This window comes from Rhizobium sp. BK491, assembly GCF_014194925.1.
Classification (GTDB): Bacteria; Pseudomonadota; Alphaproteobacteria; order Rhizobiales; family Rhizobiaceae; genus Rhizobium.
In genome coordinates, this window is sequence record NZ_JACIAR010000011.1 from 1 (window position 1) to 20,443 (window position 20,443).

Annotated in this window: 20 protein-coding genes and 3 pseudogenes; 7 read left to right on the plus strand and 16 right to left on the minus strand. The window is 59.3% G+C overall.

Features of this window, described 5'->3' with window-relative positions; all coding sequences use genetic code 11:
• Window positions 1-156 precede the first annotated feature (156 nt).
• Window positions 157-437 (minus strand): annotated as a pseudogene (locus FHX05_RS27080) (type II toxin-antitoxin system RelE/ParE family toxin); the annotation flags it as partial.
• A pseudogene (locus FHX05_RS27085) lies at window positions 434-675 on the minus strand (type II toxin-antitoxin system ParD family antitoxin). The pseudogenes FHX05_RS27080 and FHX05_RS27085, both read right to left, overlap by 4 nt.
• A 450-nt stretch (window positions 676-1,125) precedes the next feature.
• Here FHX05_RS27085 and FHX05_RS27090 point away from each other — a divergent pair.
• The 3 genes from FHX05_RS27090 to FHX05_RS27100 are packed head-to-tail and all read left to right on the plus strand — an operon-like array spanning window position 1,126 to window position 3,107.
• On the plus strand, window positions 1,126-1,914 hold the full coding sequence (locus FHX05_RS27090; protein ID WP_183875722.1) for an SDR family oxidoreductase: 789 nt from the start codon (window positions 1,126-1,128) through the stop codon (window positions 1,912-1,914).
• Between the two features lie 16 nt (window positions 1,915-1,930).
• On the plus strand, window positions 1,931-2,710 hold the full coding sequence (locus FHX05_RS27095; protein ID WP_183875724.1) for a MoaF C-terminal domain-containing protein: 780 nt from the start codon (window positions 1,931-1,933) through the stop codon (window positions 2,708-2,710).
• Window positions 2,711-2,717: 7 nt separating this feature from the next.
• The gene (locus FHX05_RS27100; protein ID WP_183875726.1) at window positions 2,718-3,107 is read left to right on the plus strand and encodes a nuclear transport factor 2 family protein; all 390 of its coding nucleotides are present in this window, start codon (window positions 2,718-2,720) and stop codon (window positions 3,105-3,107) included.
• A gap of 42 nt (window positions 3,108-3,149) precedes the next feature.
• Here FHX05_RS27100 and FHX05_RS27105 read toward each other — a convergent pair whose 3' ends face one another.
• From FHX05_RS27105 to FHX05_RS27150, 10 genes are all read right to left on the minus strand, one after another.
• Entirely contained in the window at window positions 3,150-4,094 is a 945-nt protein-coding gene (locus tag FHX05_RS27105) for a helix-turn-helix domain-containing protein (protein WP_183875728.1), read from the minus strand.
• A gap of 11 nt (window positions 4,095-4,105) precedes the next feature.
• Window positions 4,106-4,822: an SDR family oxidoreductase gene (locus FHX05_RS27110; RefSeq protein ID WP_183875730.1), complete on the minus strand. Its 717-nt coding sequence runs from the start codon at window positions 4,820-4,822 to the stop codon at window positions 4,106-4,108.
• Between the two features lie 15 nt (window positions 4,823-4,837).
• Window positions 4,838-5,554 carry an ABC transporter ATP-binding protein gene (locus FHX05_RS27115; RefSeq protein ID WP_183875732.1) on the minus strand — a complete coding sequence of 239 codons (717 nt, stop codon included), beginning with the start codon at window positions 5,552-5,554 and terminating at the stop codon, window positions 4,838-4,840.
• Between the two features lies 1 nt (window position 5,555).
• Window positions 5,556-6,260: an ATP-binding cassette domain-containing protein gene (locus FHX05_RS27120; RefSeq protein WP_183875734.1), complete on the minus strand. Its 705-nt coding sequence runs from the start codon at window positions 6,258-6,260 to the stop codon at window positions 5,556-5,558.
• The gene (locus FHX05_RS27125) at window positions 6,257-7,294 is read right to left on the minus strand and encodes a branched-chain amino acid ABC transporter permease (RefSeq protein ID WP_183875737.1); all 1,038 of its coding nucleotides are present in this window, start codon (window positions 7,292-7,294) and stop codon (window positions 6,257-6,259) included. The genes FHX05_RS27120 and FHX05_RS27125 overlap by 4 nt, the downstream gene beginning before the upstream one ends.
• Window positions 7,291-8,157 carry a branched-chain amino acid ABC transporter permease gene (locus FHX05_RS27130; protein ID WP_183875739.1) on the minus strand — a complete coding sequence of 289 codons (867 nt, stop codon included), beginning with the start codon at window positions 8,155-8,157 and terminating at the stop codon, window positions 7,291-7,293. Before FHX05_RS27130 ends, FHX05_RS27125 begins: the two co-directional genes overlap by 4 nt.
• 166 nt (window positions 8,158-8,323) lie before the next feature.
• Window positions 8,324-9,577: an ABC transporter substrate-binding protein gene (locus tag FHX05_RS27135; RefSeq protein WP_183875741.1), complete on the minus strand. Its 1,254-nt coding sequence runs from the start codon at window positions 9,575-9,577 to the stop codon at window positions 8,324-8,326.
• 60 nt (window positions 9,578-9,637) lie between these two features.
• Complete coding sequence (locus tag FHX05_RS27140) at window positions 9,638-11,233, minus strand: GMC family oxidoreductase N-terminal domain-containing protein (protein ID WP_183875743.1); 1,596 nt, start codon at window positions 11,231-11,233, stop codon at window positions 9,638-9,640.
• A 3-nt stretch (window positions 11,234-11,236) separates the two neighbouring features.
• Window positions 11,237-12,643 (minus strand): aldehyde dehydrogenase family protein, encoded by a 1,407-nt coding sequence (locus FHX05_RS27145; RefSeq protein ID WP_183875745.1) that lies wholly within the window; start codon window positions 12,641-12,643, stop codon window positions 11,237-11,239.
• Window positions 12,644-12,746: 103 nt separating this feature from the next.
• Entirely contained in the window at window positions 12,747-13,733 is a 987-nt protein-coding gene (locus FHX05_RS27150; RefSeq protein ID WP_183875747.1) for a helix-turn-helix domain-containing protein, read from the minus strand.
• A gap of 260 nt (window positions 13,734-13,993) precedes the next feature.
• Here FHX05_RS27150 and FHX05_RS27155 point away from each other — a divergent pair.
• A pseudogene (locus tag FHX05_RS27155) lies at window positions 13,994-14,200 on the plus strand (aldehyde dehydrogenase family protein); the annotation flags it as partial.
• A gap of 305 nt (window positions 14,201-14,505) precedes the next feature.
• On the opposite strand, the gene FHX05_RS27160 reads toward FHX05_RS27155, so the two are convergent.
• The 4 genes from FHX05_RS27160 to FHX05_RS27175 form a co-directional block, all read right to left on the minus strand.
• Window positions 14,506-14,907 (minus strand): response regulator, encoded by a 402-nt coding sequence (locus tag FHX05_RS27160; protein ID WP_183875749.1) that lies wholly within the window; start codon window positions 14,905-14,907, stop codon window positions 14,506-14,508.
• Window positions 14,908-14,980: 73 nt separating this feature from the next.
• Entirely contained in the window at window positions 14,981-15,961 is a 981-nt protein-coding gene (locus FHX05_RS27165; RefSeq protein WP_183875751.1) for an SDR family oxidoreductase, read from the minus strand.
• A 165-nt stretch (window positions 15,962-16,126) separates the two neighbouring features.
• On the minus strand, window positions 16,127-16,768 hold the full coding sequence (locus tag FHX05_RS27170; RefSeq protein ID WP_183875753.1) for a DUF1109 domain-containing protein: 642 nt from the start codon (window positions 16,766-16,768) through the stop codon (window positions 16,127-16,129).
• Window positions 16,755-17,312: a sigma-70 family RNA polymerase sigma factor gene (locus FHX05_RS27175; protein ID WP_183875755.1), complete on the minus strand. Its 558-nt coding sequence runs from the start codon at window positions 17,310-17,312 to the stop codon at window positions 16,755-16,757. Before FHX05_RS27175 ends, FHX05_RS27170 begins: the two co-directional genes overlap by 14 nt.
• A 290-nt stretch (window positions 17,313-17,602) precedes the next feature.
• Here FHX05_RS27175 and FHX05_RS27180 point away from each other — a divergent pair, with 290 nt between their 5' ends.
• The 3 genes from FHX05_RS27180 (at window position 17,603) to FHX05_RS27190 (ending at window position 19,945) form a co-directional block, all read left to right on the plus strand.
• A complete protein-coding gene (locus tag FHX05_RS27180; protein WP_246699125.1) occupies window positions 17,603-18,184 on the plus strand; it encodes a hypothetical protein in 582 nt (193 codons plus the stop codon).
• Window positions 18,185-18,311: 127 nt separating this feature from the next.
• Window positions 18,312-19,172 (plus strand): cytochrome b/b6 domain-containing protein, encoded by an 861-nt coding sequence (locus tag FHX05_RS27185; RefSeq protein ID WP_183875759.1) that lies wholly within the window; start codon window positions 18,312-18,314, stop codon window positions 19,170-19,172.
• Entirely contained in the window at window positions 19,169-19,945 is a 777-nt protein-coding gene (locus FHX05_RS27190) for a molybdopterin-dependent oxidoreductase (RefSeq protein ID WP_183875761.1), read from the plus strand. The genes FHX05_RS27185 and FHX05_RS27190 overlap by 4 nt, the downstream gene beginning before the upstream one ends.
• Window positions 19,946-20,443: the final 498 nt, after the last annotated feature.

The window sequence follows — 20,443 nt, forward strand, 5'->3', positions numbered from 1 at the left end:
CGAAGTCATCCAGCGCAATCTTGAAGCCAGCCGCACGCATCGCGGCTATCTTCTTGGCAACGATCTGATCTCGTCCGCCGAGATAAACGGATTCGCTCTTGAAGAGAATCGAACTAATGGCATGCCGAACGTCTGAACTTCATCCTGCGCCGACGTTGCATCGTTTACCCAATCTTCATGCCCGTGACGAATTCTTATAACGAAGATGGTCTCATCTTCGACTATCCGATCAGATGCGCTTTAAAGGGATGAACTCCGACTGGCGGTTCAATCTCAATTCTTTCGCGCGCGATACGTGGATTATCGGCGAGCAAATCAAGCAAAGCAAAAAGGTCATTGTGGTAACGACGCGCCTGCTGGGCGCCGAATACACGCACACCTTGCTCAGCGATCGCGATGATGTCTTCTTCCGCCTTGACCGAAAGCTTATAGCTCATGATTTATTGGCACGAGCCTCAGCCTCGGCAAACAGCTCATCCTTCGATCGGCTTCCAACCCCACTCTGGAGCCCGGCGTCAACGAAGCTTTGCATGGCAGCAATCTTGTCATTCGCGCTTGATCGCGTCGGACCAAATCACGCACATAGTCACTGGCATTGGAATATCGTCCCGTCGTAGCCTGCGCCTCAACCCAGTCCTTCATCGGATCCGGTAGGGACACGTTCATCGTTGCCATCAGCTTGCTCCATTTCCAACGGGTGTAAACCACTTTGGCAAAGATTGCCAAAGATCCGGCATTACGCTCTTGAACGGATCAGAACCGACGACCTAGCAAATTCAGATCACTAGGTCACGAGAATCTCTGAGGATGGTCCTTATTACAGCCAGGGACTGATCATGAGGTAGGACGAATATAAGTGCAACCGCAAGGCGTGAATTTCGGGCCATTGGGTCATACAGCCGAAGGCACGGTTTGGCGCGCGGAGCAGGCACCAACTCGTCCGAGGACGTTGAGGTCCATTCCTAGGATAGGCCATGCCGTTGGTGTCGCGTGACCTGCGCCTCATCAGCCAAATTTCCGCATAGGAAAACTTTGTGCACGCTCAGTCAAAACGGACTGCACAGCTGGACGCGACGCCTCTGCAAGCATCGGTCATGATGAACCCGAAAGCTAAGAGGAGGAAACATGCGTTTCAAGAACAAGACCGCCCTGATCACCGGCGGCGGTACTGGCATCGGCGCGGCGGTTGCGCGCCGCATCCGGCAGGAGGGCGGCAATGTCGCGCTCGTCGGGCGCCGTCCCGAGCCGCTGAGAAGCGTTGCCGATGAAATCGGCGCGACCATCGTCGCGGCCGATGCCGCCGATGGTGCGGCGATGAAGGGCGCCGTCGCGAAGGTTGTCGAGATCTATGGCGGCCTCGACATTTTGATTGCCAATGCCGGCGGCCATGGCGTCGGGCCGACGGTCAGCATGTCGGACGAGACCTGGGATCTCGCCGTACGGCTAAACCTCAACACTGCCTTCGTCAGCGCCCGCGAATCCCTGCCGCATCTCATCAAGAACCAGGGCAACATCGTCGTCCTCGCCTCGATCGCCGGCCTCTTTGCCGGGCCGGATGCGGCGGGCTATGTCACGATGAAGCACGGCTGCATCGGGCTCGCGAAATCGCTCGCGCGCGACTATGGCCGCAAGGGCGTTCGCACCAATACCGTCTGTCCCGGCTGGGTCACGACTGCCATGGCCGACGAGCAGATGGAGTTCATTGTCGAGAAGTACAAGCTGAAGAGCATCGCGGAAGCCTATGCGCTCGTCACCAAGGACGTGCCGCTTGGCCGGCCGGCAACCGCCGAAGACGTCGCCAATGCCGTCTGCTTCCTCGCCTCGGGCGAAGCATCGATGATCAATGGTGCCGTCCTGACGGTTGACGGCGGCGCCGGCACAGTCGATCTGCCGACACTGGCCTTTGTAGAATGACGGGGAGGACATACCGATGAACCAGAATCCCACGGACTGGAAAACCTATGACGAATTCGCCTATGGCATCGATACGAACCGACTGCCGGCGACACAGGCTTTGACCGGCACGTCTCACAAGATCGCGTTCGACGACGGCCGCACCCTGGACCTTGCATTCGGCAAGGGCGAGGTCGAATGGTCGGATGGCAAGGACAGCGGAAACGATTTATCCGAGGTGATCGAAGTCGCGCCGAAGATCTATTTCGTCGAGATTATCTTTGCCGGCCGCCCCAAGGAAGCCGAGACGCTGATCCTCAACACCGAAACGCGCCGCGTGCTTTCCATCTATTCCGTCGTTCGCGAGTTCGAAGATTTCGTCGGTGAGCCGCAGGTCGCGCAGATCTTCCGGCCGGGTGTTATTGAAGGTGGCGCCGCAAGCGGGCCAGTGCCGCACGAGAGCCGCGACCTGATCGGGCTCAGGGCGCACTTCACCTACAGCCCCAACCACGTTTACGAGCACACCTATCTCTCGTCGCAACGCTATGCCTGGCAATGCCTCGTCGGCGTGCAGCGCGGCCATGGTGATGTCGACCTGACCACGACCTACAAGTTCGACGACAACCTCTACATATTCACCTTCCGCGAGTTCAAGATCGCGGTCGCATCCACTTTCTTCTACAATTTCAATGATATGCGTTCGACAGGCAAGTTCCTGGGCATCACGGGGGACGGCCGCATCCAGAATAGCCCGGCAGGCGCCTTCATCCGCAAGGCCTCGATGACCTATTACCTGCCCGGGCAGGAACCCGTGTGAGGACCCCATGCGCACAGCATTCGATATCGTAAAGGCGCATTACGACGCCAATGACCGCCGCGACATGGATGGCATGCTTGCGGACATAGCCCCTGACTGCCGGTGGACCGAGATGGACGGATTTCCCTGCGCCGGCACCTATGTCGGCCCGCAGGAGATCTTCGAGAACGTCTTCCAGGCGCTCGGGCAGGCCTTTGACGGATACACCTTCAAGCTCGAGCGTCTCCTCGACGCCGGCGACGAAGTGGTTGCCGTCGGGGATTACAGCGGCACGAACAAGCGAACTGGAAAGGCATTCAAGGCCCGTGTCGTCCATGTTTGGGGTGTCGCTGAAGACAAAATCCGACGTTTCGAGCAGTTCACCGATACGCTGAGAGTGGCGGAATCCATGCACTAACCGTTGAGGCGGTTCGGCTCCAGCCGGGCCGCCTTATCCCATTCAGGACACACGGACCTTGCGCCACTGCGACGGCGAAACGCCATAGCGATGGCGGAACGCCCGCGAAAAATGCGCGCTGGAGGAAAAGCCGAGCGCGAAAGCGATCCCGGATATTTCCCCGGCATAGCCGCCGGCTTCCCGCAGTTGTTCCGCGGCTTTCTGCACCCGCAGATCCCAGATGTAATCCGAGGGAGTCAGGCGTTCGACCTCGAATGCGCGGTATACGTATCGCACCGAACAGCCCATGCGGCGCGCGATCATCGCCACGGTCAGGTCCGGTCGTTCGAGGTTGCCATCGATGAAGTCCTTGACCCGCTGCAGCAGCACGCCAAGCGGATTGGCGATGGATTTTGGCTGCGGCGGATCAGAACCGATCATGGTGCGCACAAGCTCGATCATGGTCTGGCCGACACTTATACGCCGAGCCTCATCAAGATGATCGATCTCATGAATGGTCGAGTCCATCAGCGATAGAAGGATCCGGCACATGCCGTCCTGCTCGGCATGCGCCGTAAAAGGCCGTGCCAGTCGTTCCACCGCTGTTGCAGGCAGCGCGTGACGCGGCAATTGCAGCAGCAGCTGGCGGACCGGCGTGCTGTTCGTCAGCATGTAGGGGCGGCTGGGATCGTAGATGACAAGCGCATTCCGCGAGATGGGCGCATGCAATCCACCCTGCGTGAGCGCGGCGCTGCCCTCCGTCTGCACGATCAGCTTGATCGCGTCGGGATCGTCGGGCGCCGCCGTCACATGATCGCCGAAGACGACATGTCGGTCCGCTTCCAGTCGCGTCAGCCGGCATGCACCCAGCATGGCGGATGTCATCCGGCTCTTCTCCTCGTCGGCGCTGCCGAAATCGAGCCGAACATTGCCGAAGAGATTGCGTGCCAGCCCCGCAAACGCTCCGCCGCTGGCGCTGTCGATATGTCGATGAAGTATTGCCGCCATGATTGCTGTCCTCAGGAGGTGAGATAACCGCCATCGACCGGCAGGCAAGCGCCGGTGATATAGCGCGCAGCGTCGGATGACAGGAAGACAATCGCATCGGCGACTTCCTCGGAAGCGCCCCAGCGGCCTGCCGGAATGCGCCTCAGGATTGAGGACGAAGCCCGTTCGTCGGCAAACAGCGCACGGCTCAGAGGGGTGACGATCCAGCCGGGTGCTACCGCGTTCACGCGGATATCGGCCTGGGCATATTCCTGGGCGAGAGACTTCGTCAATTGAACGATCGCGCCTTTGCTCGCCGCATAGGCCGGCCGATCCGCAGCGCCGAAAGTCGAATACATCGAGGCGATATTGACCATCGCCGACCCCGCCCGCATGCGCGGACGCGCCAGTCGGCAGCAATCCATGACCGATGTGAGATTGATCGCCATAACTTCATCGAAGGTCGCCTTCACCCATTCGCCTCGATCGCGGCTGACGCCAGTGCAATTGACGAGAACGTCGATCGTCTCGACAGCGGCAAAGAAGGTCTCCAGCGCGCCGGGTTTCAGTACGTCCACCTCGCGACTTTCGATCCGCGGGCTTGCCGGCGACATCGAGGCGCCAAGCCCGAAACTCATAACGCTGGCTCCGAGATCCGCGAAACGCCGGGCAGTCGCCGCTCCTATACCAGAGGTACCGCCGGCAACGACGACCGTTCGCCCGGCAAAAAGATCGGCAGAGAATGTCATGAAGGCTCCTTCGCTTTAGCTTGCCAGATAAGCGCCGTGCAGAATGTCCGGCTGGGCCTTGAGTGCCAGAGCGGCGCCGGAAAAGACGAGGCGCCCGCGTTCCAGCACGAGAGCCTGGTCGGCGAGATCGAGTGCGAGATTGGCGAACTGCTCGATCAACAGGACACCGATGCCGCGCGCAGCCGCGATCTTCAGCGCCTCGGCCAGCCGCTTGACGACAGCCGGCGCCAGGCCGAGCGACAGCTCATCGACGATCATGAAGCGCGGCTTGGCAATGAAGGCCTGCGCCATCGCCACCATCTGCTTCTGGCCACCGGAAAGATCCGATGCCGATTGGCGCCGACGCTCCGAAAGCTCGGGAAATATCTCATAGGCGTGAGCCAACCCCTCTCGCCGCGCAGTCGCCGATCCTTCAAGGGCCGCCACGAGGATATTGTCCTCGACGGAAAGCTGCCCGAGCACGCGATGCCCTTCCGGTACGAGCGCGAGACCGGCACGACGAATGCGGTCGGGTGAAAACCCTTCGAGCGCCGCATCGCCGAGTCGCACCGAGCCGCCGCGCGGCAGGACGCCGGCCATCGCCATGACCGTGCTCGACTTGCCCGCCCCGTTGGCGCCGAGAAGCGTCGTAATCTTGCCGGCTGCGACCGAAAAAGAAACATCATGAATGACGCGCTTGCCGCCGCGCTCGACGACGAGATGCTCGACGCGGATTTCGGATTTGGTGTCCATGTCAGAACTCTCCCAGATAGGCGCGCCGCACATTGGGATCGGCCAGCACGGTCTGCGTCGGGCCGAGCGCCAGAAGCTTGCCATAATCGAGCACCATGGTTTCGCTGCACATGGAGCGGATGAGATCGACATCGTGGTCGATGATCAGAACCTGCGCCCGGAATTCCGCCGGGATGCGCAGCACTAGCTCGCGAAAGGCTTTACCTTCTTCCTCAGTCAACCCGGCGGCCGGTTCATCGAGCAGAATGAGCTTCGGCTCGCCGACGATGCATTTCGCCAGTTCGACAAGGCGGCGCTCGAAGAGATTGAGGGATTGCCCGAGCCTCTCGGCAACATCGGTCAAGCCAACAAAAGCAAGTGCCTGGTTGACCGCACGGGCATGATGTCCAGCACCAACGACATGATCAGCGATTGCGGCGATATTGCCTGCAACCGTCAAGTCTTCCACCACCTGCTCCGTCTGGAACGAACGGCGCAGGCCTGCGCGCACCCGCTGCAGCGGCGTCATAGGTAATAACGCCCGCTCGCCGAGCGAAACCGAGCCCTGGATAGGCTTCACGAAACCGGACAGCACATTGAGCAATGTGGTCTTGCCCGCGCCATTCGGACCGATGAGACCGGCGACGGGTGCAGTCAGCACGGCACTGAGTTCATTGATCGGCCGCACGCCGCCGAACTGGACGATGAGATTGTCGATCTTGATCATCGCGCCCTCCCCCGGGAAAGAGCGGCATTCAGCCTGATGATGAGAGCCGAGACCTGCCCGGCAATGCCGGTCGGCGCGGTTGCCAGCGCATGGAACAGGGCGACGCCGAATATCCCGATCGTGACGTAGCCATCAATGCCGAGATCGGTGAGCAGTGCCGGCACTGCACGCAAGAGAAGGCCGGCGATGACGGCGCCGTACCAGTTGAAGACACCGCCGACGATGGCAAGCGCAAAGAGATTGAGGCTTTCGAAAGCGCCGAAGGCGCGTCCATCGAGCTGGCCGACATTGCCCGCCAGCAATCCGCCGGCAAGGCCGGCGAGAAATCCGCTCAATGCAAACGCCCAGGCCTTATAGATCAGCACATTGACGCCGCTGGCAACCGCAACCGCCTCGCCCTTGCGGATCAGTGCCCAAGCCCGGCCGGGACGGGCAAGCTTGTGCCACTGCGCGATCAGCAGGGCGATTGCCGCTATCGCACAGACATAGAGGAAATACGAGACTTCTCCATCGGCGAGGACCGGCCTCGCCAGCATCGCGCGGCCAGAACCGTCGGCTCGACCCAGGAAGCCGGGACCGCCATCCGGAAAACCCCAGGCGCTGATGACGATCTGGAAGGCGCCCGCGAGCATCAGCGTCACGAGCGCGAGATAAAGACCGCGCAAGCGCAAGGCCGGTACGCCGAATGCCAACCCCACCACCGAAGCAACGACGCCGCCGGCAAGCAGGCTCAACTCGAATGGCGGATGAAAAGCGTGGCCCACGCGAAGCGTCACCCAACCGCCAACGCCGACAAGGGCGAACTGGCAAAGGGAGACAAGACCGAGCTGGCCGTAGAGAATGGCAAGTCCGGCAACAGACAGCGACAGAGCGACAGCCGATGTTGCCGCGGACAGCCAGAAGGAATTCGCAAGCAAGGCGACGACGAGCGAGAAGATCGCCATCGTCACGGGCACATGAAGAAGCTGCTTGGGCAGACGCACCATCGATATGCTTTCGGCTGTTGGGGCGATTGTTTGCTCCTGAATGGTCATCGGTCTTTCAACACGGCGCGCGCCGTGCCTCCCAGAATGGTGACCGCGATAAGCGCGATGATGAAAGGCGCTGCTGCGCGATAGGGCGATATCCAGGTAATCGGCGTCAGCACGGCTTCGACGATCCCGATCAAAATGCCGGCAACGGCTGTTTGCCAAAGCGACTGCAGTTGACCAAGGATCGCCGCCGCGATTGCCGGGATCACCAGCAGAGTCAAAAACGTGCCCTGCAACCGGACGAGATCGGCAAGCAAGAGGCCGGCAAAGCCGGAGAAGATGCCGGTCATGATCCAGGCGGCTGTTTCGGTGTAAAGGATGCGTACGCCGAGGACGGCGCTGAGATCGCGATCATTGGCGAGTGCGCGCATATCCAAACCAAGGCGCGTGCGGGTGAGCAGCAGCGTGATGGCAACGACCATGACGATGGCGAGGACGATGGCGATGATGCGTGTGAAGGTCAGGCGCACTGCGAAGAGAGAAACGAACATCTGGTCGGTCGGGAACTGCAGGCGACGCGGCAGCTCGCCCCAGATAACGCCCATGATCGCGATCAGGACCAACGCCGGCGCCAAGGTGCCGACAGCGCGCACGACGATATCGCGATGCGACAGCATGGGCGCGAAGACGCGGCCATAGAGGAAGCTGATCGCGGTCGAAACGGCAACGGCAGCGAGAATGGCGACGGCGAGCGGCATCTTCCACTCCAGCAATTGCCAGGCACAATGGGCTCCGATCGCACCGAAGGCTCCGAATGCGAAGTTGAGAACGCCCGTCGCCCGAAACAGGACGACAAGACCGACACCGGAGAGCGCATAGACGGCGCCGATGCCTAGCCCGGAAATGACGAAGGGTAGAAGATTCATGGATCAATCCTCTACGGCGCAGCGCGTCTTCAGACGCGCTAGGGACGCCGTAACACTTTAGATCAGCGCATCGAGTTTTCCGAAAATCGATCCCGATTTCCGGGCCGATGCGTGGGGTCGTTCGGTCCCGCGGATTTACCGCGGAACCGGTTGCAAGTGTGAGAGCTCAGTTGATGCCGGCGGACTTTTCGAAGGCGCGGATATCCTTCAGCTCCGGATCCGGCGACGGCGCGCAATCGGAGACTACCTTCCACTTTCCACCCTCGGCAACGGCCATGCGCGTCGTCGAATTGGCGTTGTGGCGCGGCTGACCATCGCCGAAGTACCAGGGAGCGCAGAAGATATCGCTCTTGAAGTCTTTTATCTCTCGCACGGCGGCAGAGGCGGTCTCGCGGTTGATCTTGGCCGGATCGAGAGTCATCAGCGCCTTCTCGGCGATGCGAGCTGCGAGATAGCCTGCCTGAGCAAAGGTATCGCGCGGATCGGACTTCTGGCCGTATTGATTCATGACGGCGAGCCAGTTCTGATTGTCCGGCGTCGTTGCCTCGAGATCATTGAATTCCATATTGACGTAGAACTTGCCATCCCAACCGGAGCCGATGGTCGACGGAACCGAGAGATCATAGGCGGAGGCGGCGCTCAGGAAGGTGATCGTCTGGTTGAGGCCCTGCTCTTCGGCAGCCGTCAGCAACGGTACGGCAACACCCTTGGAAAGACCAAGAACGATAACATCCGGTTTGCTTGAAGCAGCCTGCAGGATGATCGATGTCGCATCGGCAGAGCCGGGATCCATCAAAATCGTCTGGGCGGCAAAGCCCTTTTCCTTAGCGAGCAGCATCACACCATCGCAGGACCAGGTGCCGACATTCGGGATGTTCGGACCGATGCAGACTACGGACTTGGCATTCAGCTTGTCGAGCGCATACCCCATGGCGCCGAGCATCGAGACGCGCGGCCCGGCGTTGGTCGGCGCATAATTCTCAGCGAAGTAGCACTCACGCGGCACACCGACGCCGGCGACGACAAGAATGCCCGACTTCTTGTAGAAATCGGCATTCGCGCCGCATTCGACATAGCTGGAATTGCCGACCATAAGTACGGCCTTCTCGTCATTGACGAGTTTTGCAGCCAGTTGCGCCGCAATTTCGGGGTTCCACTGGTCATCCTCGACCAGATATTTGACCGGCCGGCCATTGATGCCGCCGTTGGCGTTGAGGCAATCGAAATAGGCCTTCGCCGCCTTGGTGGAATTAGAAAAGTCATCCGGTCCGGTCTTGCCGGTGATGGCGCCGATGATGATCGGTTCACCCGTTGCTGGCTTGCCGCTATTGTCGCCGCAGGATACGGCCGCATGCGCGCTGAATGCTGATGCCAGCGTCAGCAAAAGGCCGATCACCAGCCCTCTTAGATTAATAGGCATAGTCTCCTCCCAATTTGTTGTCCCGTTCCCCACGGGCTTATTGCTTCCCCGATTTCCGGCTCAGCCGGAAATCGCCTTTCCAGTCATGAAGGCAGCAGCCTTTGCCGCAATCATCATCGTCGGTGCATTGGTGTTGCCCGATATCAGGGTCGGCATGACGGAGGCATCGCAGACGCGCAGCCCCTCGATCCCACGTACCTTCAGGTCGGGCCCGACGACGGCCATGCGATCGTCTGCTCGACCCATGCGCGCCGTGCCCGCTGGATGGAACACGGTCTTGCAGGATTGGCGGATGTAATCGCGCAGCGCTTCAGGGTCCTTCTCGACACCTGGCTTTGGCAGCAAGCGGCGCTTGACCAGCTTGGCAAGCGCCGGCGCATCGAGAATGCGGATCGCCGTTTCGACGCCGCGCACCAGGGTTTCAAGATCGGCCGGATCGGACAGCAGGTTGGCGTTGAAATCCGTCTGCTCGGTCGGATTCTTGCTCTTCAGCCGTATCCAACCGCGCGAGCGTGGCCGCAGATAGCATGGACCGATGCTCAAACCATGACCCGGCTCCGGATCGCGATCAACGAAGCCGATCAAGACAGGTAGGACATGGAACTGCACATCCGGCTGCCCGGTGCCCGCGGTGTCGATGAAACCGCCGCATTCGACAACGTTGGACGTCAACAACCCCTGATGCGCCGTCAGATAGCGCAGCATATGGCCTGCCGCCCGCAGCCCCTTGTCATGGCCGAGGATCGAGATCGGCTCGCGTGTTTCGCCTTGCACCGGCACTTCCAGATGGTCCTGATAGTTGCTGCCGACACCCGGCAGGTCGGCGACGACCTTAATGCCGATCGAGGAAAGATGCGCGCCATCACCGATACCCGACAGCTGCAGAATCTTCGGCGTTGCGATCGCTCCGGCGGTGAGCGCGATTTCGCGCGATGCCTTGAAGATCGCGCCATCGAGCAGCTCGACGCCAACGGCCTTCAGCCCTTCGAACAGGATGCGAGCGACCTTGCGCTCCGTGAGAACGGTCAGGTTCGGCCGCTTCTCCGCCTCGCGCAGGAAGGCCTGCGCCGAACTCCAGCGGCGGCCGCCATGTGTCGTGCTTTGATAGAAGCCGACGCCGCCCTGATCCGCACCGTTGAAATCGTCATTGCGGGGAATGCCGATTTCGGTCGCCGCCTTGATGAAGGCTTCGCTCAAAGGGTGGCGATGGCGGGGATCGGAGACGCGCAGGTCGCCCTTGTTGCCGTGATAGTGGCCATTCAGCCGCTCATTATTCTCAAGCGAGCGGAAGGCCGGCAGCACATCCTCGTAGGACCAGCCCTGGCAGCCCATTTGCGCCCAGGTATCGTAGTCGTTGCGATGACCGCGAATATAGATCATCGCATTCACCGAACTGCCGCCGCCCAGCACATTTCCCTGCGGCACGATGCTGGGCCGGCCATTGAGGCCCCGGTCGGGATTCGATGCATAGGGGTGGATATCGATGCCCTTGCCCAGCACCTTGAAAAAAGTGGCGGGGATATGGATCCAGGGATCGGAATCCCGGCGACCGGACTCGATCAGCAGCACCTTGTGCGCCGGGTTTTCCGAAAGCCGGTTTGCCAGTACGCAACCCGAAGAACCGCCACCGACGATGATGTAGTCGTAAGTCGTCATGACTCAGCTCAATACGGTCTGGATTGTCGTGAATTCCTTCAGCCCTTCGGCGCCGAATTCGACGCCGATGCCAGACTGCTTCACACCGCCGAAAGGCGCATTCGGCTGGATCGTGCCGTGCTTGTTGATCCAGACCGAGCCGCACTCGAGTTGCAGTGCATAGCGCTTCGCCTTCTCCGCATCGGAGGACCAGACGGAGCCACCAAGGCCAGCCGGGTTCTGGTTGGCACGCGCGACCACTTCATCGATGTCGCTGTAGCGGATGATCGGCAGGGCCGGACCGAACTGCTCCTCGTCGACCAGGCGGATACCGTGGTCGACATCGGCAACGAGCGTAATCGGATAGAAATAGCCCGGGCGATCCATCGGCGCCCCACCGGTCAGGATACGACCGCCATTCGCGCGCGCATCGTCGACGAGTTCGCGCACCTTGTTAAACTGCATCTCGTTCTGCACCGGACCGAGAATACTCGCCTCATCCAGCCCATCACCGACGGCGATCTTGCCTGCATATTCCGCAAGACCGCGGCAGACCTCCTCATAGATGCTGTCGTGCACATAGAGCCGTTTCAGCGCCGCACACGTCTGACCATTATTGATGAAGGCGCCCCAGAAGAGTCCTTCGACTATGACCTTGGGGTCGGCATCGGGCAGGACGATGCCGGCGTCATTTCCGCCAAGCTCCAGCGTGAGGCGTTTGAGGGTCGCGACCGCGGACGCCATGACTTTTTTGCCGGTTTCCGTCGAGCCGGTGAAGGTCATCTTGGCGATACCAGGATGGGAAGAAAGCGCCGCACCGATACTGTTTTCACCAGTGACGACGTTGACGACACCGGGCGGCAGAACCTCGTTCATGATCTCCACCAGACGAATGGTCGACAGCGGCGTCAGCGGCGAGGGCTTGATGACAACGGTATTGCCAGCACGAACGGCCGGAACTATATGCCAGCAGGCAATCATCACGGGCCAATTCCAGGGCGTGATCGAACCAACGACGCCGATAGGCTTGCGATGTAGTTCGATGCGGCCTTCATTGTCGTCTTGGAGGATTTCCACTGGCAGATCGAGTTCGGCAGTATGGCGCGTCCAGGCCAGCGCGGCACCGATCTCGAAGCGAGAGCCGAGACCATTGAGCGGCTTGCCCTGTTCGCGGGTCAGGATTTGAGCAAGTTCCTCACCGTGCTCGCCGATCTTTTCGGCGACGGCGCGGCAGGCCGCCGCGCGCTCCTCGCTGGAGATCTGCGACCAGCCCTTGAAGGCTTCGGCGGCCGCGGCAACCGCGCGGTCGAGATCCGCCTCACTGGCGAGTGGCATATGGCCGACAATGTCACCATTCGACGGATTTTTAACCGGTGCATGATGAGATGTGGCAACAGCCTCGCCACCGATAAGCAGGGTGTACTGCTTCACGACATTTTCCTCCCGTGACTTTCGAGAGGACTATGGCCCTTGCCCTAAAACCCGTCTTGGGGAGAAGCGCGCCTCGTCTTGGACTGGAGCGCAGTCTCGCGCTTCAGTCCAACCTATGAGCCGGCTCGGCGGCGCGCAGCAGCTCGCTCGGCGCGCAATCGAACAGCTCCTTGAAGCTGCGATTGAAATAGGAAATGTCGTTGAACCCGGCCGAATAGGCCACTTCGGCTATCGTCGTCGGGTTGCGCTGCTCTTTGAGCTGCTCGATCTTTTCCCGCGCAAAGCGCAGCCGCTTGTCGCGAATGACCATCGTGCAGGTCATGCCCATGCCCTGGAAATCCTGCTGCAGGGTGCGGATGGAAATGCCGAGCCGTGTCGCCAGCCATTTGGCGCTGAGGTCGCTGTCGGTCAGATGCTTGTCGATAAGGATATCGACCATCTGCATGCGCTTACTGGCACTTTCATGCAGCGAATTCAGGCTTGCCGTCTGGGCGCCTGTGGAGAGGAATGCCTGGCGGGTCGTGTCGAACATCAGCTGGCGAAGATAGGGCGAAGCTGCTTCATTATCCGGCGTGGTCATCATCTTGGCAATCAATGCACGTAGCATCATGGCCATCGGGTCGCTCGCCTCGAGCTTGCGCGCAACGTCAAAATCGATTTTGCTGTCCGAATACATTAGCTGCCGGGGCAGATGAAGCGACAGATGATTGGAGAAGTGCCCGCGGAAGTAGAAGGTGGTCGGCCGCGTCGAATCGACAAGAATGCATTCGCCGACATCGAGAATGTTCTGTTGGCCGGAATGCTCGACACCGCAGACGCCCTCCAGCTGCAGGATCAGAAACAGATGCTCATTGGCATCACGGCGAATGTCCTCCCAATCGCGATGGACATAATCAAGATCGTTGGAGACATGGGCGAACTCCATGCCGCAGACGTCGATACGGCTCGCCGTGCCGATGACGCTATCACCGCGCTGCATACTGTGCGGATTGAAGTTGCCGCAAATGCTTTGAAGGTCGTCAACCCACTGATCGTAGGGCGTCGGCGACCAGGTCCGGTCAACCAGACTGCGATTTTGCAACAGGTCCAACTCCGCCTCCCAACAGTGTCAGCACTGCGGAAGACTGCTACAGATCTTCTGGTCCGTCAATCTAATACTTAACATATTAATTACATCGAAGAGGTCTTCATTTGCCGTCGACGGGGCCCTTCTTCAATTTTAGTGAGACCGGCTCCTCAAACACGGCAAACGTCTCCACGCGCGCGCTCGCCGGCAACGATATCGGCATTCCACCACGTCCATTCGATTGGCGACATTTTCTAAGCGGAGCTTCGCAGCCCGGTAGCTCCGACGTGCAGTGCGCGCTTGCGGTCGCGGGCCGCATCCAGTCTGGCATCCGCCACATTAACGGCCCGACCCTGCATGACCAAGCGCAAATGCCCTTCGGCGGCGTCAAAGGCAGCGGCTACGGCCGCTTCGGCGGCAAGGCGGCCATTACCGAATTCACCGACCTACGCTGGATCACCATCGAGGATTCCGCCCATTATCCCTTCTGAAGGTCAGAGCAGAGCGCTCGCGACCATTGATACACGTGAGGCTCTGTTGATGGCATGGACGCCCCTACGCCGGCATTGCAATGTGCCAATGTGAAGAGGGCGGAAGACATCGCAGCAGCAGAGGACATCCATGCCATCAATAGAGCCCGATTTTCTCCCCGTTCGGTGTTGTTTCACAACTCGTGCGCCTTATTCTGTGTTTTGGAGAGAAATGCCGTCGGCCGCAACTTCCAAACCTCTCTAGCCTTACCACAAACCGGTGCTAATCCGCTTGCGAATGTATACACCGCACCGGTGGCAAGAGATTATGCCTGAAGGGGGTTCAGGCAGTTGGGTGCCGTAGCGGGCCGGCAGCTACGCAGCGCTACGGCATATTCCATGGCGCTGAGAAGATCCGGAGCAAAGACTGGCTTAACAAGAGCCCCGATAGCGTTAGGATCCGCGGCTACGATTTCCGGATTGGCGGTCGAAAATATGGCGGTGACCCCATGTGCCTGACTTAGATGCGCGGCCACTTCCGGGCCGGTCGCGCCATCCCTGAGATGAACATCGACATGGGCGATATCCACGCCAGCTCCCAGCCGCAAAGCTTCCTCGCTGCTGCCAACCGGCCCGACAACGTCATAGCCGGAGCAGCGCAGCACATATTCCGCGTCAAAAGCAATCAGGAATTCATCTTCGACGACGAGTATTCGCATGGAAGGCATGAGCGCTGCGCCTCATCTTAGAGACTAAGACGGCGGGGCACGCCTTATAAGCACCATTCGAGAGATGTCTGTCCTATCCCAAAGCGCTTTGCGCTGCGCAAATTCTGTCGATCAGTGCATCGAGTTCACCCTTTGGGGGGCGAATTTTGGAGAGGCGATGCTTAAAATGCATGATCGGTTCGGCGAGGATTTCCTCCAAGTTCTCGGCGCAGGTGAAGCCACCGGCGACGCGCTTGACCTTCGAATTGTCGAAGATCGCGGTCCAGGCCTTGTCGCCAACCAGGGGGCCTACCCAATCCGGATTATACTTGATCAGCGTATCCGTCGGCACGTGGACGATTTTCGCCTCGACACCCAGCAATCTGGCGATCGCCTTCTGAATGTCATCCCATATATGGGCGCGATCGGAGGTGATATGGAAGATTTCAGTCAGGGCTGTCTGTTTGCCGAAAAGCGCGACGAAAGGCACTGCGAAATCGACCGAGCGCGTCAGTGTCCACAGCGTGTGGCCATCACCCGCGACGATCGTGGGCTCGCCATCCAGCATGCGCCTCGCCATTATGTCGCTGTCACCCATCATGATCGGCAGGCCGGTGCGCACGGTGTGACTGGGACGGACGATCGTCCAAGCTAGCCCCTTTGACGCCATAAGCAGCTCCTCGCAGGCGATCTTGGCCTGGCTGTAGGGCCAGTAAGGATTGATGGCCGGCGTTTTTTCGGTGATGATATAGTGGCGTGCCGGCTTCTCGTAGACCGAAGCCGAAGAGATGAAGATGTACTGGCCGCAATTGCCCGCAAACACCTCGATGTCTCGCGCAATCTGATCCGGCGTGAACGCGATGAACTGGCATATGACGTCATAGTTAGCCCTGGCGAGATCGGCATAGGCAGCCGATCCGAGTTCGCCGGTGATCGAAATCACACCCGCAGGCAACGGTTCGCCCCTCAGGCCGCGGTTGTAGACACTGACGCGATGTCCCTCGCCAACAGCACGCTCGACGCAGGGATATGAGATTTGGCCGGTACCGCCAATGAAAAGCACGTTCAGAGCCATATGAGGACCTCGGCGTCTAATTGGTAGGATCAATGACTACCATTCATAACGCGAAAAAGCCTTATCGTCTCCCCTCGATCCCTCTTGCAACGACCGTCACCATCAGAAAACTGGTGCGGCTTCAGATCGGCCGCGTGCGGGGCCAGTCGGCTGGCGAAAACGAAACTACCAGCGCAGGCTGACTTTGCCGACCAGGCTGCCAACCAACCCGCTCAGCAGGATCCCGAGCGTGTACCATATTGCGATAAAGGGGATACCGTTTTCGACACAGGCCCAGGAATATACCCAGCCGCCGACGCCCCCTGCGCAAGCACCCGCAACGAAGCCGGCAAGCGCCGGACGCGTTGGGGCTGCGCGCCTGAGAAACCACATGTTGGCACAGAAAGCGGGAATGCCGAAAGCCACGATCAGGAACGGGCAAAAGGACGCCGAATATCCGATGATCAAACCCGGGTAGGATGAAACCGGCGACAGTGTGAGTTGAGCGACGGCCAGAAGCACGACGATGCTGAATGCCACGACCAGAACCAGAACCATACTCCTGATCGCCCCCCCGGGGCGCGCAACCCGATCAAGGGCCACGATCGTCGCGCTCATCAAGACAGCAGTGTATAAAAACTTCACCCAAAACGCCGTCACCGTCACATGGTGCAGATGCGGGCGAAAGCTGAGCGATATCAGCAGCGCAGCAGCCGCGCCGATCACGCCGACAATGATCGTAAGCGCAAGCCGCATTCGCAGCGCATGACGGCGAACCGGGGTGAGATCGCTCACCAGAGCCTCGATGAATTCATCATTTTTCGTCATTGGCAAAACCCAGCTTGCGTCCAATCGCGCGCATCCCGCGATGAATGCTGACACGAACCATTGCTTCAGACTGCCCGCTCTCGATCGCGGCTTCAGCGGTGCTCTTTCCGCTAATCTTTACCTGCCGCACAAGCTCCCTCTGCTTGGCAGGCAATTGGTCGAGAAGACGGTCGATGTCGAGGTGAGCAAACAGCGCCTCCTCTCGAAATTCAGCAGCGATCTCGTCTCCCAATGCTATTTCGACGCCCCTTTTGCTGCCATTTGTCCTGAAGTGGTCGATCAGCTTGTATTTCGCGATTTGGAAAAACCACGCAGTGAACGGTCGTTCCCGATCATAGGTAATGCGCCGGCCATGCACCGCCAAAAGCACCTCCTGGACCAGATCCTCAGCGTCGCGGTCGGCATTGGACCCAAGCCTCCGCCGATAAAAGGCCAAAAGCAGATCCCGCAAAATAACAAGCAAGCGCCTGTATGCAGCTTCATCGCCATCAAGCGATAGAAGCATCAAGCCTTTCAGGACCTGTTCCGACGCCGATTTCGTCATCCACCGACAGTCATTCGTTGACGAGCGCTACTTGTTACATCCTGAACCCGATTTTTTGTCGCCCTTCTTGCGATCACAACGGCGTGATCGCTGTAACGCATTTGCACGAGTTCCGAATGAGGGTGCGGAATTGAGGGACAATCTGCTGTCGCCGACAGGATGCGATAGCCACCTTGCCCCGTTTCCAAAGCGATCGCCCTACCCGCTCCACATAGCCGGATGGGCATCATGTCGAAAAGATGTAAGATATGGAGAGCAGAATGTCGCTCACGAAGTTGAAGATCATCAGTATGGTGCTGGCGCTTGGTGCCGCAACCACACTATCCGCACAGGCTGCCGACAAGGCACGCATTCGCGGCGTGGTGGAAAGCCTCAGCGGCGATACCCTGATGGTCAAATCGCGCGAAGGCAAGGACGTGAGGATCAGGCTGAAACCCGGCTGGGCCGTCAACGGTATCGTCAACGCCTCCGTGACAGACATCAAGCCTGGGGATTTCGTCGGCATCGCGTCCGTTCCGACCGACAGCGGCATCAACGGGGCGCTCGAGGTGCTGATCTTCCCGGCCGCGATGAAAGGCACCGGCGAGGGCGACTACGGCTGGGATCTGAAGCCGAAGAGCTCGATGACGAATGCGACTGTTGCCAGTGCCGTCACCTCGGTCAACGGTCCCACCCTGTCGCTCACTTACAAGGGCGGCGAGAAGAAGATCTCGATCCCGCCGGGCACGCCGGTCGTCACCCTCGGCAACGCGACGAAGGACGACATCAAACCCGGTGCAGGGGTCATTATCAACGGCACGACCAATGGAGACAACACGATTGAATCCGACCGTGTTCTGGTCGGCATAAACGGCGTCATTCCGCCAATGTGACGCATCGATGCCGACATCGTGGGTTGCCCGGTTGCGAAGGCATCCGGGCAACCTCAATGGACAGCGACATCGTCGCAGCATGTAATTTCAGATGCCGCTTCCCGGCGACACGTCAGGAGAGTAATCCATGGCAAGCATCGAAGAGATCGGCACCGCGCCGCCATCTCCCCCGGCCAAGATCTTCATTCGCCGTCATTCGGCTCTTACGCGGATAACGCACTGGGTCAATGTGCTCTGTCTGACCTTGCTGTTGATGAGTGGCATGCAGATATTCAATGCCGATCCACAATTACATTGGGGAAATTACGGAGCGGTGGAAGATCCGTCGTGGTTCGAAATCGCCAGCAATCAGGATGGCGACAACATCATCGGAATATTGCGCATCGGCCGTCTCTCGATCACCACCACCGGCATACTCGGCGCTTCCACGGCCGACGGCGAGATGATGCCGCGCGCATTCCCGGCCTGGGCGACGATACCGAGCTACCAGGATCTTGCGGCCGGCCGGCGTTGGCATTTCTTCTTCGCTTGGCTGTTTGTCATCAACGGGCTCGTTTACATGATCTATGGCCTGATCGGCGCTCATTTCCGCCGCGATCTGACACCGACGATAGAAGATATCCGACCGGGAAACATCTGGCATGAAATCAAGGATCATGCCCGGTTGCGCTTCCCGCAAGGCGAAAAGGCGCGGCGCTATAATGCGTTGCAGAAGCTGACCTATCTCATCGTTATCTTCATCCTGCTGCCGCTTATGATCGGTTCGGGATTGACCATGTCACCCGCGATAGATGCCGGTTACCCCTTCCTGCTCGATATTTTCGGTGGTCGGCAATCGGCCCGCTCCATTCATTTCATCACCGCCTGGAGTTTAGTGGCCTTCGTCGTCGTTCATGTCGCGATGGTCATTCTCTCCGGTCTTTGGAACAACATGCGTTCGATGGTGACCGGCCGCTACGCTATCATCAACGAGGAGACCGGCCGATGAGCTCCATCTTTACCCGCCGCCGGTTTCTCATCGGCTCGGCCGCCAGTCTGGGCGCTGTCGGCCTGACCGGATGCGATGACATTTCTCAGAACCAGCATGTGCAGAAGGTGCTTGCGCTGGCGGAGCGCCTGACCATGGGCACACAACGGCTCATCGTCTCTCCGCAAACGCTTGCCCGAGAATATACCGACGCGGACATCTCGCCGAGCTTTCATCCGAATGGATCAATTCAGCCAAACAGCGCCGAATATGTCCGGATGGTCGAAACCCAATTTGCCGACTGGCGGCTCAAGATCGACGGCATGGTCAACAGGCCGATGGAATTTTCGTTGGCCGACCTAAAGAAACTACCTTCTCGCACCCAGATCACCCGCCACGACTGCGTCGAAGGCTGGAGCGCCATCGGCAAATGGCAGGGCGTTCCTCTCGGGTTGATCCTGCAGACTGCGGGTTTAAAGCCAGGCGCTCGCTACGCCGTCTTCTATTGTGCAGATGAACTGGAACAGACGCTCGATGGCAGCGGCCGCTACTACGAGAGTATTGGCCTGATTGACGCCTTTCATCCGCAGTCAATCCTCGCCTACTCGCTCAATGGCAAGGATCTGGAAGTCGAACATGGCGCTCCCTTGCGGCTGCGCGTCGAACGTCATCTTGGTTACAAACACGCCAAATACGTCATGCGCATCGAAATCCGTGACCGGTTTGATGATCTCTGGGGTGGTAACGGCGGGTTCTGGGAAGATCGCGGCTACGAATGGTATGCCGGCATTTGAGATGTTATGCCAGACGTCAATAATTGGGCGCGGCGACGATAGACGATAGACAATAGACAATAGACAATAGACAATAGACAATAGACAATAGACGATATCAGTGGCATAGGCGTACTCAAGTACGCAATATATAGCTTCGCCTTGAACGGAATCGAACCCACCGCCCTTCAGTGCTACAAGAGCCAGCAACAACGGTCGGCGGATGGAATGCACCGTCGCACTCAGCAGGCGGCGGTTGCGAACAAGCCCGAAGTTAAAGTTCAAAGGATCGGCGACAATGCCTCGCGAACCCACTGCCGAAAACTGGTCGGCCCAATGATCGCAGTGGAGCGCGGAGCAACGTTGTCCATGCCTTCGTCTTTCGCCTTCAACATCACGATGTAAGCCTCGGCGAAGGGCTCGGGCCATCCGACACCAATAAGCCGCGCTTTCCATTCGTCAAATGGAGCCTGCTGATAGCTGCATCGATATCGGGTCTCTTCGCTGATAATGCGGGAG

Excerpts from the sequence above, each read along its gene's own strand:
- FHX05_RS27090 (WP_183875722.1), top strand. The coding sequence starts at position 1,126 with ATGCGTTTCAAGAACAAGACCGCCCTGATCACCGGCGGCGGTACTGGC.
- FHX05_RS27095 (WP_183875724.1), top strand. The coding sequence starts at position 1,931 with ATGAACCAGAATCCCACGGACTGGAAAACCTATGACGAATTCGCCTAT.
- FHX05_RS27100 (WP_183875726.1), top strand. The coding sequence starts at position 2,718 with ATGCGCACAGCATTCGATATCGTAAAGGCGCATTACGACGCCAATGAC.
- FHX05_RS27105 (WP_183875728.1), bottom strand. The coding sequence starts at position 4,094 with ATGGCGGCAATACTTCATCGACATATCGACAGCGCCAGCGGCGGAGCG.
- FHX05_RS27110 (WP_183875730.1), bottom strand. The coding sequence starts at position 4,822 with ATGACATTCTCTGCCGATCTTTTTGCCGGGCGAACGGTCGTCGTTGCC.
- FHX05_RS27115 (WP_183875732.1), bottom strand. The coding sequence starts at position 5,554 with ATGGACACCAAATCCGAAATCCGCGTCGAGCATCTCGTCGTCGAGCGC.
- FHX05_RS27120 (WP_183875734.1), bottom strand. The coding sequence starts at position 6,260 with ATGATCAAGATCGACAATCTCATCGTCCAGTTCGGCGGCGTGCGGCCG.
- FHX05_RS27125 (WP_183875737.1), bottom strand. The coding sequence starts at position 7,294 with ATGACCATTCAGGAGCAAACAATCGCCCCAACAGCCGAAAGCATATCG.
- FHX05_RS27130 (WP_183875739.1), bottom strand. The coding sequence starts at position 8,157 with ATGAATCTTCTACCCTTCGTCATTTCCGGGCTAGGCATCGGCGCCGTC.
- FHX05_RS27135 (WP_183875741.1), bottom strand. The coding sequence starts at position 9,577 with ATGCCTATTAATCTAAGAGGGCTGGTGATCGGCCTTTTGCTGACGCTG.
- FHX05_RS27140 (WP_183875743.1), bottom strand. The coding sequence starts at position 11,233 with ATGACGACTTACGACTACATCATCGTCGGTGGCGGTTCTTCGGGTTGC.
- FHX05_RS27160 (WP_183875749.1), bottom strand. The coding sequence starts at position 14,907 with ATGCCTTCCATGCGAATACTCGTCGTCGAAGATGAATTCCTGATTGCT.
- FHX05_RS27165 (WP_183875751.1), bottom strand. The coding sequence starts at position 15,961 with ATGGCTCTGAACGTGCTTTTCATTGGCGGTACCGGCCAAATCTCATAT.
- FHX05_RS27170 (WP_183875753.1), bottom strand. The coding sequence starts at position 16,768 with ATGACGAAAAATGATGAATTCATCGAGGCTCTGGTGAGCGATCTCACC.
- FHX05_RS27175 (WP_183875755.1), bottom strand. The coding sequence starts at position 17,312 with ATGACGAAATCGGCGTCGGAACAGGTCCTGAAAGGCTTGATGCTTCTA.
- FHX05_RS27180 (WP_246699125.1), top strand. The coding sequence starts at position 17,603 with ATGGTGCTGGCGCTTGGTGCCGCAACCACACTATCCGCACAGGCTGCC.
- FHX05_RS27185 (WP_183875759.1), top strand. The coding sequence starts at position 18,312 with ATGGCAAGCATCGAAGAGATCGGCACCGCGCCGCCATCTCCCCCGGCC.
- FHX05_RS27190 (WP_183875761.1), top strand. The coding sequence starts at position 19,169 with ATGAGCTCCATCTTTACCCGCCGCCGGTTTCTCATCGGCTCGGCCGCC.